The organism is Pseudomonas sp. P97.38 (genome assembly GCF_001269745.1).
Lineage (GTDB): Bacteria > Pseudomonadota > Gammaproteobacteria > Pseudomonadales > Pseudomonadaceae > Aquipseudomonas > Aquipseudomonas chlororaphis_E.
This window is the reverse complement of sequence record NZ_LHVJ01000027.1, coordinates 174,329-190,397: the sequence shown is the minus strand read 5'-3', so window position 1 is coordinate 190,397 and position 16,069 is coordinate 174,329. Positions and strand designations below refer to the sequence as shown.

Here is a 16,069-nt window from a genome sequence, read left to right as displayed (position 1 = left end):
TTCTCTCCACTAAATCGGTCCGGCTAAATCGGAAAAGGGTTCCAGCCCACTCAACAACCCGTACAGACCGTGCAACGGCACGGGCAGCCAGGCGGGGCGATTCTCGGCTTCATAGGCCACTTCATAGGCCGCCTTCTCCAGGCCGAACAACGCCAGCGCGGCGTCTTCGCCTTCAGCATCCTTCCATTCATGGGCAAGACTAGCTGCCGCCAGCCGGTATGCCTCGACAAATGCCTGACGAGCCTCTTTGAGGTAACGGTCGGCCACCCGTTGCCGGGCCGCATCGGCGTCGGCCGTACTGTCGACCGTGTGCAAGTGGATCGCCATCGCCGCCGCATAATCGAAGGACCGCAGCACCCCGCTGACGTCCTTGTACGGGCTGTGCTTGCCCCGACGCTCATGCAACGGCCGCGCCGGCTCGCCTTCGAAGTCGATCAGGTAGGCATCGCCCTTGATCACCAGCACCTGCCCCAGGTGCAAGTCGCCATGCACGCGGATACGCAAGCCACCCACCGCCTTGCCTGCCAGCTCCTGAACATGGGCCAGGACGGTTTTTTTGTGCTCCAGCAAGCGTGCGACCATGGCCTGGTCGGTGGGGTTCAATTGGCCCTGATGCTGCTTGAGCAGGCGCAAGGCATGTTCCACCTGGGCAGCCACATCCTTGCCAATGGCCTGGGCTTCCTTGGCCGTGGTGGTCTGCGCGGTGAAGTCCGGGTCATCGGTCGGCTGGGCCAGCACCTGGTGCATTTCCCCCAGCCGCTGGCCGAGCATGCCGGCGAAGTCCTTCAGCTCGCCCAAGGCGTTGTAATGCTGCTCCTGCTCGGACACGGCGTCCGCCAACTCGTCGCGCAGCGCGCGCTCCAGGTTGTTCTGGGTCCACTCCCACGCGTCGCCCTGGTTGCTCAGGTAACCCTGGGCGATCATCAGCAGCGCGTCTTCGCCCTCGGCGTCGCGACGTACCACGGAACCGAGCAACGGCGAAATGTTGCTAAAGCCCGCTGCGGTCAGATAGGCACTCATTTCCAGTTCCGGGTGGATGCCCGAGGCGACCTTGCGGATCAGCTTGAGCACCAGGCTGCCACCGACCACCACCGAACTGTTGGATTGCTCGGCGGACAGGTAGCGCACCTCCGGTTCGTCACCCAGGTTCAACGCGGCCAGGCCCTCGGTGGGTTCGAAACGCAATTCGCCTTCGGCGCACGGCAGCACCGTACCGGCCTGCATGTTCTGCAACACCGCCCGGATGAAGCTTTCCAGGCTGAAGGCATCGGTGATCAACCCGACCTGGCGGACCCGCCGGACCCGCGACAATGCCAGTTGTTGCGGCAACGCCGCGCCCACCTGGTCTTCGGCCAGCAGCCCGAACGGCAGTTGATAACGCAGGGTCTGGCCGCCGCTGGTGACGTCGATCTCACTGAGCAGCACCGGATGCTGCGGGTCACCGAAACGCACGCCATAAACGATATCGACCTTCTCGATGGCGCTGTCCTTGCCGGCGAACCAGCGCCGGTTCTGCAGCCAGCTCGGCAGGATGCTTTGCTCCAACGTGGTGCGCGACGGCGCTTCGAGCAACTCTTCCAGGCGTTTTTTCAGTACCAGGGTGGTGAAGTCCGGCAGGCTCTGGGCCGGCTCGACGTGCCAGCTCGGCATCTGGTTTTCCGCCGCCAGGGCGAACCAGTAAAAACCGTACGGCGCCAGGGTCAGCAGGAAATTCAGCTGGCCGATGGGCGGGAACGCATTACCGCCGAGCATCTCCACCGGCACCATGCCGGCGTAGGCCGACAGGTCCAGCTCGGCCGCCTGGGCACTGCGTGACACGTTGGCCACGCACAGGATGATTTCGTGCTTGCCATCGGGGCCGGTGTATTCCCGGGTGTAGGCCAGGATCCGGCGGTTGCTCGGCGACAGCATCTTCAGGGTGCCACGGCCGAAGGCCTTGGACTGCTTGCGCACCGCCAGCATCCGCCGGGTCCAGTTGAGCAGCGAATGAGGGTCGCCGGCCTGGGTCTCGACGTTGACCGACTGGTAGCCGTACTGCGGGTCCATGATCGGCGGCAGCACCAGGCTGGCCGGGTCGGCGCGGGAGAAGCCACCGTTGCGGTCGATCGACCACTGCATCGGCGTACGCACGCCGTCGCGGTCGCCCAGGTAGATGTTGTCGCCCATGCCGATCTCGTCGCCGTAGTACAAGGTCGGTGTGCCGGGCATCGACAGCAGCAGGCTGTTGAGCAGTTCCACGCGACGCCGGTCGCGCTCCACCAATGGCGCCAGGCGCCGGCGGATGCCCAGGTTGATGCGCGCGCGCCGGTCAGCCGCATAGTAGTTCCACAGGTAATCGCGCTCCTTGTCGGTGACCATCTCCAGGGTCAGCTCATCGTGGTTGCGCAGGAAAATCGCCCACTGGCAATTGGCCGGAATCTCCGGCGTCTGGCGCAGGATGTCGGTGATGGGGAACCGGTCTTCCTGGGCCAGCGCCATGTACATGCGCGGCATCAGCGGGAAGTGGAACGCCATGTGGCATTCGTCGCCGTTCAGGCCCTGGGCATCGACATCGCCGAAATACAACTGAGTGTCTTCGGGCCACTGGTTGGCTTCGGCCAGCAGCATCCTGTCGGGATAGTTGGCATCGATCTCGGCGCGGATCAACTTCAGCACGTCGTGGGTTTCGGGCAGGTTCTCGTTGTTGGTGCCGTCACGCTCGATCAGGTACGGAATGGCATCCAGGCGCAGGCCGTCGATACCCATGTCCAGCCAATAGCGCATCACCGACAGTACCGCCTTGATCACCTGCGGGTTGTCGAAGTTGAGGTCCGGCTGATGGGAATAGAAGCGATGCCAGAAGTACTGGCCGGCCACCGGGTCCCAGGTCCAGTTGGACTTCTCGGTGTCGAGGAAGATGATCCGGGTGCCGTCGTACTTGTGATCGTCATCGGACCAGACGTAGAAGTCCCGCGCCTTGGAGCCGGGCTTGGCCTTGCGGGCGCGCTGGAACCAAGGATGCTGGTCGGAGGTGTGGTTGATGACCAGTTCGGTGATCACCCGCAGGTTGCGTTTGTGAGCCTCGGCAATGAACCGCCGCGCATCGGCCATGGTGCCGTAGTCGGGGCTCACGCCACGGTACTCGGCGATGTCGTAGCCGTCGTCGCGCCGTGGCGACGGGTAGAACGGCAACAACCAGATGGTGTTGACGCCCAGGTCGGCGATGTAGTCGAGCTTCTCGATCAGGCCGGGAAAGTCGCCGATTCCGTCGTTGTTGGAGTCGAAATAGGACTTCACGTGAACCTGGTAGATCACCGCATCCTTGTACCAGAGCGGGTCTTTGATAAAGGTGGCAGACCGGGGTTTCTTCGCCATTTGCAACTCCTGATCAATTCAATAAAGCCGCTGGGACTCGGGCTGTTGAACCTCATGTGGCCCATAGAGCTATTTGTGGCGAGGGAATTTGCTCGCGCTCGGTAGCGTTGGGAGCGCTTCGCACTCCAGCGGGAGCAAGCTCCCTCGCCACAGACTGCTCATGCATCACCAAGCCTCAAGACACACTGATGCGCCAGATCCCGAACGGCTGGTACCCTGGGTCGATGCGCATGAACTGGTACTTGCCATACCAGGTCCAGCGATGCCCGTTCATCAAATCCTCGCCCTGGGTCTGGGCATCGTCCGGCAGGCCCATTTCCCACAGCGGCAACTCGAAATTGGCTTCTTGCGGGTTGTGTGGATCAAGGCTCACCGCCACCAGGATGAAATTGCTGCCGTCGGGCGTGCGCTTGCCGAAATAGAGGATGTTGTCGTTCCACGCGTTGTAGACCGTCAGCCCCAGGTGCGTATGCAGCGCCGGGTTCTGGCGGCGGATGCGGTTGAGCTGGGCGATCTCGGCAATGATGTTGCCCGGCGCGGTGAAGTCCCGGGGGCGGATCTCGTATTTCTCCGAGTCGAGGTATTCCTCCTTGCCCGGTACCGGCGCCGACTCGCACAGTTCGAACCCCGAATACATGCCCCACAAGCCCGAGCCCATGGTCGCCAAGGCGGCACGGATGAGAAAACCGGCGCGCCCGGAGTGATGGAGAAACGCCGGGTTGATGTCCGGGGTATTGACGAAAAAGTTCGGCCGATAGCATTCGCGCAACGGTGACTCGTTGAGCTCGGTGAAATAGGCAGCCAGCTCGGCCTTGGTATTGCGCCAGGTGAAATAGGTGTAGCTCTGGGAATAACCGACCTTGCCCAGGCGCGCCATCATCGCCGGGGTAGTGAACGCCTCGGCCAGGAACATCACCTCCGGGTACTCGGCCCGGACATCGGCGATCAGCCATTGCCAGAACGGCAACGGCTTGGTGTGGGGGTTGTCGACGCGGAAAATCTTCACGCCCTCGTTGACCCAACCGACCACGATGTCCCGCAACTCCAGCCACAGGCTGGGAATCGCATCCGCCGCATAGAAGTCGACATTGACGATGTCCTGGTATTTCTTCGGCGGGTTCTCCGCGTATTTGATCGTGCCGTCCGGGCGCCAGCTGAACCAGCCCGGATGCTGCTTGAGCCAGGGGTGGTCCTGGGAACACTGGATGGCGAAGTCGAGAGCGATTTCCAGGCCGTGGTCGGCGGCGGCCGCGACCAACCGACGGAAATCCTCGCGGGTCCCCAATTGCGGGTGGATCGCCTCGTGCCCGCCCGCCTCGCTGCCGATGGCATAAGGGCTGCCGGGGTCCTCGGGGCCTGCGGTGAGGGAGTTATTGGGCCCCTTGCGGAAACTGCGGCCGATGGGATGGATGGGCGGGAAGTACAGCACGTCGAAGCCCATGTCCTGGATCATCGACAGCCGTGAGTGCACGTCATTGAAAGTGCCGTGGCGCTTGGGGTCATCGGTGATCGAGCGCGGGAACAGCTCGTACCAACTGGCGAACTCGGCCAGCGGACGCTCGACGTCCAGGTGGTATTCGGGGCTGAGGCTCAGGTATGGCCGGTGGTCGGCCTGGGCCATCAGGTCGGCGCTGTGCGGCGCCAAAAACAACGCCACCTGCTCCGCCGGCAACAGGCCGGACAGCTCGTCGTGCAGCGCGCTCAACTGGTCGCGCAACTCGCCGTCACTGCGCTCGGCCGCCAGGTGCACATGATTGCGCCCTTCCTGCAATTCGAGGGCGATGGGCACGCCGGCGCCATACTTCTTCTCCAGCTCATAACAGAAGCTGGCGTATTGATCGAACCAGGCCTCGATGCAAAACACGTAGCGTCCCTGCTCCGGCACCGTGAACTGGCCGCGCCACCCGTTGTTGCCCAGATCGGTCATGACCTCGCTGTTCCAGCGTTCCGCTTGCAGCGATCGCCAGCGGATGCGCACCGCCAGCTTGTCGTGTCCATCGGTGAACACCTTGCTGGTCACCGTGACGTCCCGCCCGGCCACGACCTTGGCGGCAAACTGTCCGCCATCGATCGTCGGCATGGTGTTTTCAATCGCGATCCGGGGCAACAACAAGGCCTGGGACAATGGCAAGTGCGGGTTGTACACAAGGTCGGTCGGCTGTTCAGCAGTCATCGAGCATCGCTCCTTTTACGCCCAATGGACGCGCTTGTGGCGGTAAAGGCCCAACGGGTCCCGTGAAAAAACTCACTTAAACTCCGAACCGAATCGACGGCCAAAAGTTCAGCAAGATTTGGCCCGCGATGCGCGGGGGATAAAACCCGGCGCAAGGGGGTCAACAACCATAAGCACGACTCAAGCCATCTGTATTACGGAGACCCGTCCTGATGAATATTCCGATCCCGGCCGAAACCCCAGACCCCAATATCGACGATCCCACCCTGCCCCCGCCGGGGCCTGATCCGGAGCCCATCCCCGAGAAAGACCCGCCGCTGGATCCCCAGCCGCCGCTGGGCGACCCACCCAGCGAGGCGCCCCCGGAACGGGTTTGAGGCTCAAGCTTAGTAGGAGACCTGCTCGCGATAGCGGTGTAGTCAGTTGAGGTGAACGCTGGCTGATCGGACGCCTTCGCGAGCAGGCTCGCTCCCACGGGGATGCGTTGGTATCCGTTCCTAGGCTCTGTCTGAAAAGCCTTGATACTCGTTCATGCTGCGTTGAAAACCGGCTCGGAATGCTCATTTACTCCAGTAAACTCCGCTTCCTCGCCGGTTTTCGCCTTGCCTGACCTTCGCCTCAAGACTTTTCAAACAGAGCCTAAGGTTGGTCGTCGTTTTCCAGTGCCCGGACAATCAGCGGCATCACACTGAAGATCGCCAGCGCCAGCACCGTACTCACCACGGCCGTGGCTTCGCGGCCCAAGCCTGCTGCGACGCCGATGGCCGCGGTCATCCACAGCCCCGCGGCGGTGGTCAAGCCCTTGACATGGCCGACATCGCCCTCGGTGTTCTTCAGGATCGTACCGGCGCCCAAAAAGCCGATGCCGGCCACCACCCCCTGAATGACCCGGCTCATGGCGTCGGCCTGGGAGCCGGACAGTTGCGGCACCAGGACAAACAGCGCCGCGCCCAGCGCCACCAGCATATGCGTGCGCACACCGGCGGCCTTGCCCTTGTGTTCGCGCTCGAAACCCAGGATGCCGCCGAGCAGCGCGGCCATCAGCAGGCGCACCGTGACGCGGGTCATCTGTTCCACATCGGCAATGTCGGCGAATTCCGCTTGCAGGGTCATCCAGATTCGTTGCCACCAGGTTTCCATCGACCACGCTCCTTCCATTCGTTAAACGATGGACCGCAAGCGGCGCCAGAGGTGCGCCCGACCGCTGATCCGGCGCAACGAACCCTGCGTACCGCCAGGCGCCTAACGCACAAGCCCCCAAGAAAGGAGCACCACCATGACTGTGCGAATCGTTGACCAGACCTGCTACTTCGACACCCCCAACGGCCAGGAACAACGCGCCGCTGGCGAACTGACCATCATCACCTGCGAGGAAAAAGCCATGTCGGCGGTCGATCTCAATGGCGCCCGGGTCTACATCACCGAGGCCGAAGCCGATGCCCTGACGGTGGCCGGCGCGGTGGACGGGCGCCAGAACCTCAAGGCAACCGACAGCGGTTCGGTGATCTAGCCAACCTGCCCCGCTGCTCCGTGGGCCTGCCGCCTGGACCCACGGAACAGGGGAATGTCGCTCCGCCAGCCCTGCATCAAACTGTCGCAGGGCTTGGCCTGCAGGGCATCTGATCCGGTTTTTATCGATTCACCTGAGTCTGTTATGCAAACAGTTCGATGGTCATAGTGCCCCGGCCAGATAACGGCTGATGAGCGACCGACCATGAGCGATAGAATCCCCGTCCAGTTGATACAGACCTTCGAACCTGCGCCGGCGAAGATAAAGGCCAGGACCACCGACAACCTGATCCACACCCGCAGCTTCACCGGCTTGTTCCGCACCTTGCGCATGAGCGGCGCGGGCATGCTGTTTCTGCTGTTCTTCGGCACGGTGTGGCTGGACTGGGGCGGCCGCCAGGCGGTGCTCTGGGATCTTTCCGAAAGCAAATTCCATATTTTCGGCGCGACCTTCTGGCCCCAGGATTTCATCCTGCTGTCGGCGCTGTTGATCATCGCCGCCTTCGGCCTGTTCGCGATCACCGTGTTCGCCGGTCGCGTGTGGTGCGGCTACACCTGCCCGCAGAGCTCCTGGACCTGGATCTTCATGTGGTGCGAGAAAGTCACCGAAGGCGAACGCAACCAGCGGATCAAGCTGCAGGCCGCGCCCTGGGGCCTGAACAAACTCCTGCGCCGTTCGGCCAAGCACACCTTGTGGCTGGCCATCAGCCTGCTCACCGGGTTGACGTTCGTGGGCTATTTCACCCCGATCCGGCCGCTGGCCGAAGCGCTGCTGACCCTGCAGATCGGCGGCGTCAGCCTGTTCTGGGTGCTGTTCTTCACCGCTGCCACCTACCTCAACGCCGGCTGGCTGCGCGAGGCGGTGTGCATGCACATGTGCCCCTACGCGCGCTTTCAGAGCGTGATGTTCGACAAGGACACCCTGACCATTTCCTATGACGCCGCTCGTGGCGAGATCCGCGGGCCGCGCAAGCGCGACGTGAAGCCGGCCAACATCGGCCTGGGTGACTGCATCGATTGCCAGATGTGCGTGCAGGTCTGCCCCACCGGCATCGACATCCGCGACGGCCTGCAAATGGAATGCATCGGCTGCGCAGCCTGCATCGACGCCTGTGACTCGATCATGGACAAGATGGGCTACGCCCGCGGGCTGATCAAATACACCTCCGAGCATCAGTTGCAAGGTGGCAAGACCCATCTGCTGCGGCCACGCCTGATCGGCTACACCGCCGTGCTGCTGGTGATGATCGGTGCACTGTCCGTGGCACTGGTGGAGCGGCCCATGGTGTCCCTGGACGTAAGCAAGGACCGCGGCCTGTTCCGCGAGAACAGCCAGGGCCAGATCGAGAACATCTACAGCCTGAAGATCATCAACAAGACCCAGCAGCGCCAGGCCTACACCCTGTCGCTGCAAGATGGCGAAGGCTTCACCTTGCAGGGCAAGACGCACCTGAGCCTGGCGCCGGGGGAAATCGTCGACGTACCGGTGTCGGTGGCGATGCTCAGCGAACGCCCGAGCAGCAGCTCCCAGGAATTGACCTTCAAAGTGACCGACAGCGACGAGCCGCGCACCCACAGCGTGGCCAAGAGCCGTTTTGTCGCGCCGATGAACCGGTGAGGCGATAAGATGCCCGACGCACAGCTCCAGTCTGACCTCGAACCGCTGCAAAATGGGCTCGCCATGAAACGCTACGAGAAATTCGCCGACGACATCGCTGAACTGATCCGCTCCGGCATGCTGGGGCCGGGCCAGCGAGTGCCCTCGGTGCGTTACGCCAGCCAGACCTACGGCGTCAGCCCGTCCACGGTGTTCCAGGCGTATTACCTGCTGGAGCGACGCGGCCTGATCCGGGCCCGGCCACGCTCGGGCTACTTCGTCAACGCCCATGCGCCGACGCCGTTTTCCGAGCCGGTGATCAGCAGCCCCGTGCACGAGTCCACCGAAGTCGACGTCAGCGAACTGGTGTTCTCGGTGCTGGAATCGATCAAGGACCCGACCACGGTGCCCTTCGGTTCGGCGTTCCCCAGCCCGACGTTGTTTCCGCTGCATCGGTTGTCGCGCTCTCTGTCCAGCGCCACCCGAGACATGGACCCGCGAGTGGTTGTCACGGACATGTCGCCGGGCAATCCGCAGTTGCGGCGCCAGATCGCCCTGCGCTACATGGTCGGCGGGCTGATGTTGCCGATGGAGGAACTGCTGGTGACCAATGGCGCGCTGGAGGCCCTGAACCTGTGCCTGCAAGCCGTGACCGAGCCCGGCGACCTGGTGGCGATCGAAGCACCGGCGTTCTACGCCAGCCTGCAGGTGCTGGAGCGGCTCAAGCTCAAGGCAGTGGAAATCCCCGTCCACCCGCGCGACGGTCTCGACCTGGAAGTGCTGGCGCAAACCTTGGAACGCCACCCGATCAAGGCCTGCTGGTGCATGACCAGTTTCCAGAACCCCATGGGCGCGACGCTGCCCGAGGCCCGCAAGCAAGTGCTGGTCGAGTTGCTGCGCCGCCACCAGGTGCCGCTGATCGAAGACGACGTGTACGCCGAACTCTACTATGGCCAACAGGCCCCCAAACCCGCCAAAGCGTTCGACACCGAGGGCCTGGTGATGCATTGCGGCTCCTTCGCCAAGAGCCTGGCACCGGGCTATCGCATCGGTTGGGTCGCTGCCGGGCGCTATGCGCAGAAGATCGAACGGCTCAAGCTCATGACCTCCCTGTGCGCCTCGATGCCGGCCCAGGCGGCCATCGCCGACTACCTGCAACACGGCGGCTACGACCGTCACCTGCGCAAGTTGCGTTATGCCCTGGAAGAACAGCAAAGTGCGATGCGCGCCGCCATCGCCCGTTATTTCCCGGCCCAGACCCGCGTCAGCCAGCCGGCGGGCGGCTACTTCCTGTGGCTGGAACTGCCCGAGCAGATGGACTCGCTGAAACTGTTCCAGATGGCCCTGGCCCAAGGCATCAGCATCGCGCCGGGGCCGATCTTTTCACCGACCCGGCGGTTCCGGAATTGCATTCGCCTGAACTACGGCAGCCCGTGGACCGAGGCGTCGGAAAAGGCCATGGAAACACTGGGGCGGATTATCCGCTCGTTCTGAGATCAGGGAGCGCCCTTCGCGAGCAAGCTCGCCCCCACAACGGATCGTTATCGCAGACGATCCATGTGGCCGCGAGCAGGGTCGCGAAAGCGCCGCAACAGACCGGCTGAGCTCAGCGCCCGCCCCCCAGGTCCACGAACGTCCCGGTGGCGTACGACGCCTTGTCCGACAGCAACCAGATGATCGCCTCGGCCACTTCGTCTGGCCGCCCGCCCCTCGCCATGGGGATCGCCGACTCAAGTTTGCTGACCCGGTCCGGGTCGCCGCTGAGAGCATGGAAATCGGTGTAGATGTAGCCCGGTCGCACCGCGTTGACGCGAATGCCTTCGCCGGCCACTTCCTTGGACAGGCCAATGGTGAAGGTGTCCAGGGCGCCCTTGGAGGCCGCGTAGTCGACGTACTCGCTGGGCGAGCCGAGGCGCGCGGCCACCGAGGAGACGTTGACGATGCTCCCGCCCTGCCCGCCATGCCGTGGCGACATGCGCAGCACCGCGTGCTTGGCGCAGAGGATCGGCCCCATCACGTTGGTCCGCATGACCTTGAGGATGCGGAACTCGGACATTTCATCCAGGCGAGCCTTTTGGGCGACGGTGCCGGCGTTGTTCACCAAGGCGGTAACGCGGCCCAACTCGGCATCCACCCGGTCGAACAGCGCGATCACTTCGTCCTCGATGCTCACGTCGGCCCGCACGGCAATCGCCTGCACGCCTTTGGCCCGGACCTGTGCGAGCACCTCCAGGGCAGCGCTTTCATCGGACTGGTAGTTGATGCAGATCCGATACCCCAGCTCGGCAGCCAGCAGCGCCGTGGCAGCCCCGATCCCGCGGCCGCCCCCCGTGATGACGATGACTTTATCCACGCTTGCTTCTCCCGTTCCACGGATAGAGGTCCGGCCCAAGAATAGCGTTCACCTCACGCTTTGCACAAACCGTTGCGCTTAGCGAGCCAGGGCGCGCAGGTCCAGGCGTGCGTCCAGCCGTGGCGGGCACCAGTAGTAGCCCCCGGTGATCGGCCGGCTCATGCGATACAGGCCGTCGGTAATGCCGTCCTCCAGGCCACTCATGCGGCGCAATTGCGCCTCGAAGGCATCGAGGGAGAAACCGAACGCCAGGAACATCAGGCCCGCGCGGTCGCCTTCGATCCAGGGCATGGAGCGGCGCACGACGAAAGCTTCGGGCGCGAAGCTCTCCTGGGCAGTGCGCTTGACGTGGGCCGACTCCGGCGCCTCGTCGATTTCTTCGTTGTCGCTCAGGCGCCGGCCCATGATGTTGTCGCGCTCACCGGGCGACATCGCCGCGAAGCCATCCAGGTCGTGCTGCCATTGCTGGATCGCCGCGAAACTGCCCCCGCGCAGGCCGTCTGCCCCTTGGGCCAGCGCGGCCGCGACGGCCGCTTCGTCGTGGGGGTTCTCGGTACCGTCCTCGTAACCTGTGAGGTCATGGCCGGTCATGTGGCGGAAGGTTTCGTTCATCTGCACCAGGCGCAAGGCCGGGGCCAGTGCCGCCTCGATGGCGCGGCTGCGGTGCAGCAACTCACCGCGGTCTTCGCCATGCAGCCAGCACCACAGCGCATGCTGGGTGGAGGGGTTGTCGACGCCTACGCCAGCCAGCGCGGGGAAGGCCCGCAGGCCTTCGACCTGGGCGCTCAGGGCCTGCACCAGCGACTCGCCAAAGCCGATCACCGCGCGCTCATCCAGCAGCAACACGAGTTTGTCTATCGCAGCCGGCAGTGCCTCGACCGATTCCAGGGCAAAAAACAGATGACGGGCCTGAGGCGGAACAGGGGTGGCGAGAATGCCAGGCTGGTAGTAACTCATGTGAACTCCTTTAGAAAGAGCGCAAGTTTACCCGGCGGCCAGGAATTTGTGTGGTTTGCCATGCATGGCCAATGGCCTGGGGTTCGCAGCGATTTCGTAGGATCTTTCCGATGCCCAGGCCAGACAACTCGGAACCACGCCTGGCAACGTCCGGCCACCGATTGCCGAGCCGCGCAAAACGTCCTAGATTGACGCCCCTTCAGGTGCACCCCAGGCACCGGACACCCAAGGAGACGGTCCGACATGCACATGGCCAGATCAACCCTCGCCGGCGCTTTCCTGCTGCTTTGCGGGGCAACCACGGGCTTCGCCCAGGACCGCATTGAAGAGACGGTCAACGCCGCCATCGAGCCTTTGATGAAGCAACAGGACATCGCTGGCATGGCGGTGGCGATCACCCTCGACGGGCAACGTCATTTCTTCAATTATGGCGTGGCCTCCAAGGACACCCGGCAGGCGGTCACCGACCAGACCCTCTTCGAAATCGGCTCGGTCAGCAAGACCTTCACCGCCACGCTCGGCGCCTATGCCCTGGCCCAAGGCAAGCTGTCGCTGTCGGACCCCGCCAGCCGCTTTGCTCCCGAGCTGAGCGGCAGCGCCTTCGACGGCATCAGCCTGCTCAACCTCGCCACCTATAGCGCCGGCGGCCTGCCGCTGCAGTTCCCCCAGGAGGCGGACCATCCCGACCGGATGTTCGGCTACTTCAAGACCTGGAAACCGCTCTACCCGGCCGGCACCCAGCGGCTCTACTCGAACCCCAGCATCGGTTTGTTCGGCTACCTGGCAGCCCGCAGCCTGGGCCAGCCGTTCGAGCAGGCGATGGAGCAGACGCTGATGCCGAAGCTGGGCCTCACGCACAGTTATGTACGGGTACCGCCAGACCAACTGGAGCGCTATGCCCAAGGCTACGCGAAGGATGGCAAGCCCGTGCGGGTCGGGCCGGGGGCGCTGGATGCGCAGGCCTACGGGGTCAAGACCAGCTCAGCGGACCTGATTCGTTTCGTCGAGGCCAACCTGCAACCGGAAAAACTGGACGCCGACCTGCGCCACGCCATCGCCACCACCCACAACGGTTTCTACACGGTGGGCGGCATGACCCAGGGCCTGGGCTGGGAGTTCTACCCCTACCCGGTGACACTGGATGCACTGCTGGCAGGTAACTCGGTGGAGGTCGCCATGCAGCCGAACAAGGTGCAGCCCCTCGAACCGCCCCGCCCGGCGCCGGACGATGCCTGGATCAACAAGACCGGCTCGACCGGCGGCTTTGGCGCTTACGCGGCGTTCGTGCCGGGCAGGCACATGGGGATCGTGTTGCTGGCGAACAAGAATTATCCGATCGAGGAACGGGTGAAGGTTGCGTATCGGATACTGACGGCGCTGGATAAGCAATGATCGACCGTGGCGAGGGAGCTTGCTCCCGCTGGGCTGCGCAGCAGCCCTAGCTTCCTGGACCTCGATGATCGGCAAATCCTGGGGCCGCTTCGCGCCCCGGCGGGAGCAAGCTCCCTCGCCACAAACAGAAGCCTATGGATCAGTCATCAATCATCCAACGGCTTCGGCGCCGCCGCAGGTTTGCTCGCCTTGCCAGGCTTGGCGCTTTTGGCATCCTTGGCCGGGGCTGCTTCCGGCGCGGGAGGAGGAGGTGTTGGGGCGGCCGCTTCCTTTTCCGCAGTTGGCAGTTTGTCGACAGTGTCGAAAACGTCTTTGAGCTCGATCGCCCCGGAATGCTCAAGCTTCTTTTCCCCGTCCTTGCCCACCAGGATGATCTTGGTCTGGGCACCGGCGCCCAGCTTGAGTGAACGGATCAGGGACATGGTGCTTTGCGGGTCCAGGTCCTTGCCGTCCCGCTGGCCGATGGTGTTGAGCACCGTGTAGAGCACCATGTTGCGCTCTGCAAAACCTTGCTTGCCGGCTGGTTCTTCCAACGCTTTCTTCAGGCTGACCCAGGCCGGGTCCACTGTGCTGGGCGCGATGACGATCAAGGGGCGGGCCCTGCCCACCTCCGCCACCAGGGGTGAGTCGCCATCGGCGGCGAACAGCGGGCTGGCAACGGCCAGCAAGGTAGCGAAGGTCAACGACCGAATGAGCATGCGCCTCTCCTTTTGATATCTACGCTGTACTGATTGCGCATGGCGGCAATTGTTCCGCGAGTCGGCCAATACTGCGCCCGCCTGCGTTGAAGCTTAGGCCAGCGAGTTCATTGCGCAACTGAGTGCGAAGCCGACATGGACCGGCCAGCATGGACCGCCAAGGAAGAAATCCTGGGAGTGAGCCGGCTCGGCAAAGCGGTGTGCCGCGCAGGCACGTGCTCACCGGCAGGCCTCAGAACGCCAGCTTGAACCCGATCATCGCCAGCATCACCGCCAGGCACGGGCGCAGCAGTTCATCGGAGATACGCCCTGACAAATGACTGCCCAGGTAGATCCCCGGCAGCGAACCGACCAGCAGGAAACCGAGGATGTGCCAGTCCATGTTGCCCATGCTCGCATGGCCGAGGCCAGCGACCAGGGTCAGCGGCACGGCGTGGGCGATTTCGGTGCCCACCAGGCGCTTGGTGACAAGGAAGGGATAGAGGATGAACAGCGCGACCGTGCCCAAGGCGCCAGCACCGATGGAGGTCAGCGCAACCATGGTGCCCAGGATCAGGCCGGTGATGACGGTCAGCACGTTGAGGCGCGTGCCGGACGGGTTGTAGTGGCCGCCAGCGCGGTCGTGGGCGAATTGCAGCAGGCGCTTCTTGAACAGGATCGCCAGGGCCGTGGCGAACAGCACGAAGCCCAGGGCTTGCTTGATCACCGCGTTCATGGCGTCGGGCGAGCTGTGCAGGCTGCTGAGGAACCACAGGGTCAAGCCGACCGCCGGCACGCTGCCCAAGGTCAGCCAACCGGTGATGGCCCAGTCGATATTGCGATTTTTGGCGTGGACCAGCACACCGCCCGATTTGGTAATGGCCGCGTACAGCAGGTCAGTGCCCACCGCCGTCGCCGGGTTGATGCCAAACCACAGCAGAATGGGCGTCATCAACGAACCACCGCCGACGCCAGTCATCCCGACGATGAAGCCGACCACCAGGCCCGCTACGACTAAACCGACATTACCGAAATCCATCAAACCCGTCTCAGCGCAACCGCGTGGAAAATCTGGCCGCGAGCATAGCGATTTTTCTTATAACCCCCTATATCGATGTGATCTATCTTTATTCCTTTTTTAACGAACGCTACTGAACCGGCAGGAAGTTCAGGAACAGCAGGCTCTGGGCATAGTTGAGCCCGATCCGGCGGTAGCGCTCGTCCAGCATCTGCGTCAACAGGTCCAACCGCGCGACAATTTTCCCGAACTCCACGGCAAAGCTCAGGTTGCTGCCTTCCTCCGAGATCTCGTTGGAAAACAGCAGCGGCTTGCCGTCCTTGCCTTGGCGCTGGCTCAGGATCCAGGTGGCTTTCTCGATGTTGCGCGCGGCATTGCTGACGAAGCGCGGGTCGATGCTATCGGTCATGTAGAACTCGAGGCGATTGCCATGGGCCGTGACCAGCATGCTGCCGATGGCATAGATGAAGGCCCCGACCCGGTCCCCGAGGAATTCCGGACTCATCGCATAGCTCAACGCCGCCAGATCCTTCTTGCCTCCCAGGGTCGGCAAGGGCTGCTGCTGCTCGATGGCCATGCGCACCTGTTTTTCAGCGGTACGGGCGTCGAGAAAGCCCGACTTGCGCAGTTCGTCGGGGTTGCGCAGGTATAACTTGCTCATCAACAGGTAAAGGCTTTGCAGGTTGTCATGCATCGCCAACGTCGCCATGCGGTCGACGCTGGTCTGCAGGAACTCCTGGGGACGGGTGTTACCCAACTGCGTGACCATGTCCTGGCCTTGCTGGTGGCTGCAGCCGCTGAGCAGGGCCAGCACACCGATCAACACTGCTGCGCTGCGTCGTCGCAACGCTCGCATCGAATAAAAAGCACCGGCCATCGAATCTCGGTCTGGGCAGGGGGACGCGGCGGGGGTCGCCGCTTCCAGGCCATGGATAGAGCGACAAAAACCGTAAAAGTGCAGTGGATGGTGCAACACCGTCCTCTGAAGTAAATCTCCCAAACGTCAATTAGTCTTACTTTTTAATTGATAAATCCCAAT

General features: G+C 63.2%; 13 protein-coding genes. 5 read left to right on the top strand and 8 right to left on the bottom strand.

Annotated features, from left to right (window positions below; genetic code table 11):
- Positions 1-9 precede the first annotated feature (9 nt).
- Both treS and AD664_RS22535 read right to left on the bottom strand, forming a co-directional pair.
- Positions 10-3,354, bottom strand: coding sequence for a maltose alpha-D-glucosyltransferase (gene treS, locus AD664_RS22540; RefSeq protein WP_053149927.1), 3,345 nt, complete (start codon positions 3,352-3,354; stop codon positions 10-12).
- Positions 3,355-3,529: 175 nt separating this feature from the next.
- A complete protein-coding gene (locus tag AD664_RS22535; protein WP_053149921.1) occupies positions 3,530-5,527 on the bottom strand; it encodes an alpha-1,4-glucan--maltose-1-phosphate maltosyltransferase in 1,998 nt (665 codons plus the stop codon).
- Positions 5,528-5,739: 212 nt separating this feature from the next.
- Between AD664_RS22535 and AD664_RS27705 the strand changes: the two genes are divergently transcribed.
- Positions 5,740-5,904: a hypothetical protein gene (locus tag AD664_RS27705; RefSeq protein ID WP_013692690.1), complete on the top strand. Its 165-nt coding sequence runs from the start codon at positions 5,740-5,742 to the stop codon at positions 5,902-5,904.
- 262 nt (positions 5,905-6,166) lie between these two features.
- On the opposite strand, the gene AD664_RS22530 is transcribed toward AD664_RS27705, so the two are convergent.
- Complete coding sequence (locus AD664_RS22530) at positions 6,167-6,667, bottom strand: MgtC/SapB family protein (protein WP_053149918.1); 501 nt, start codon at positions 6,665-6,667, stop codon at positions 6,167-6,169.
- Between the two features lie 136 nt (positions 6,668-6,803).
- Between AD664_RS22530 and AD664_RS22525 the strand changes: the two genes are divergently transcribed.
- The 3 genes from AD664_RS22525 to mapR all read left to right on the top strand — a co-directional run bounded on the left by AD664_RS22525 (position 6,804) and on the right by mapR (position 10,127).
- A complete protein-coding gene (locus tag AD664_RS22525) occupies positions 6,804-7,037 on the top strand; it encodes a DUF3203 family protein (RefSeq protein ID WP_042728718.1) in 234 nt (77 codons plus the stop codon).
- A 204-nt stretch (positions 7,038-7,241) separates the two neighbouring features.
- Positions 7,242-8,654, top strand: a complete 1,413-nt coding sequence (ccoG, locus tag AD664_RS22520; RefSeq protein WP_053149915.1) for a cytochrome c oxidase accessory protein CcoG — start codon at positions 7,242-7,244, stop codon at positions 8,652-8,654.
- 63 nt (positions 8,655-8,717) lie between these two features.
- The gene (gene mapR, locus AD664_RS22515) at positions 8,718-10,127 is read left to right on the top strand and encodes a GntR family transcriptional regulator MpaR (protein ID WP_053150086.1); all 1,410 of its coding nucleotides are present in this window, start codon (positions 8,718-8,720) and stop codon (positions 10,125-10,127) included.
- A 112-nt stretch (positions 10,128-10,239) separates the two neighbouring features.
- Here mapR and AD664_RS22510 read toward each other — a convergent pair whose 3' ends face one another.
- Both AD664_RS22510 and AD664_RS22505 read right to left on the bottom strand, forming a co-directional pair.
- Positions 10,240-10,986 (bottom strand): SDR family oxidoreductase, encoded by a 747-nt coding sequence (locus tag AD664_RS22510; RefSeq protein WP_042728720.1) that lies wholly within the window; start codon positions 10,984-10,986, stop codon positions 10,240-10,242.
- A 78-nt stretch (positions 10,987-11,064) separates the two neighbouring features.
- Positions 11,065-11,943 (bottom strand): Dyp-type peroxidase, encoded by an 879-nt coding sequence (locus AD664_RS22505; protein ID WP_053149912.1) that lies wholly within the window; start codon positions 11,941-11,943, stop codon positions 11,065-11,067.
- Positions 11,944-12,186: 243 nt separating this feature from the next.
- Between AD664_RS22505 and ampC the strand changes: the two genes are divergently transcribed.
- Positions 12,187-13,335, top strand: coding sequence for a class C beta-lactamase (gene ampC, locus AD664_RS22500; RefSeq protein ID WP_053149909.1), 1,149 nt, complete (start codon positions 12,187-12,189; stop codon positions 13,333-13,335).
- 146 nt (positions 13,336-13,481) lie between these two features.
- Here the strand turns inward: ampC and AD664_RS22495 are convergent, their stop codons facing one another.
- The 3 genes from AD664_RS22495 to AD664_RS22485 form a co-directional block, all read right to left on the bottom strand.
- On the bottom strand, positions 13,482-14,033 hold the full coding sequence (locus AD664_RS22495; protein ID WP_053149905.1) for a DUF4174 domain-containing protein: 552 nt from the start codon (positions 14,031-14,033) through the stop codon (positions 13,482-13,484).
- A 232-nt stretch (positions 14,034-14,265) separates the two neighbouring features.
- Positions 14,266-15,051 (bottom strand): sulfite exporter TauE/SafE family protein, encoded by a 786-nt coding sequence (locus AD664_RS22490; protein WP_053149902.1) that lies wholly within the window; start codon positions 15,049-15,051, stop codon positions 14,266-14,268.
- Between the two features lie 109 nt (positions 15,052-15,160).
- Positions 15,161-15,886: a hypothetical protein gene (locus AD664_RS22485; RefSeq protein ID WP_234408031.1), complete on the bottom strand. Its 726-nt coding sequence runs from the start codon at positions 15,884-15,886 to the stop codon at positions 15,161-15,163.
- Between the last annotated feature and the right edge of the window lie 183 nt (positions 15,887-16,069).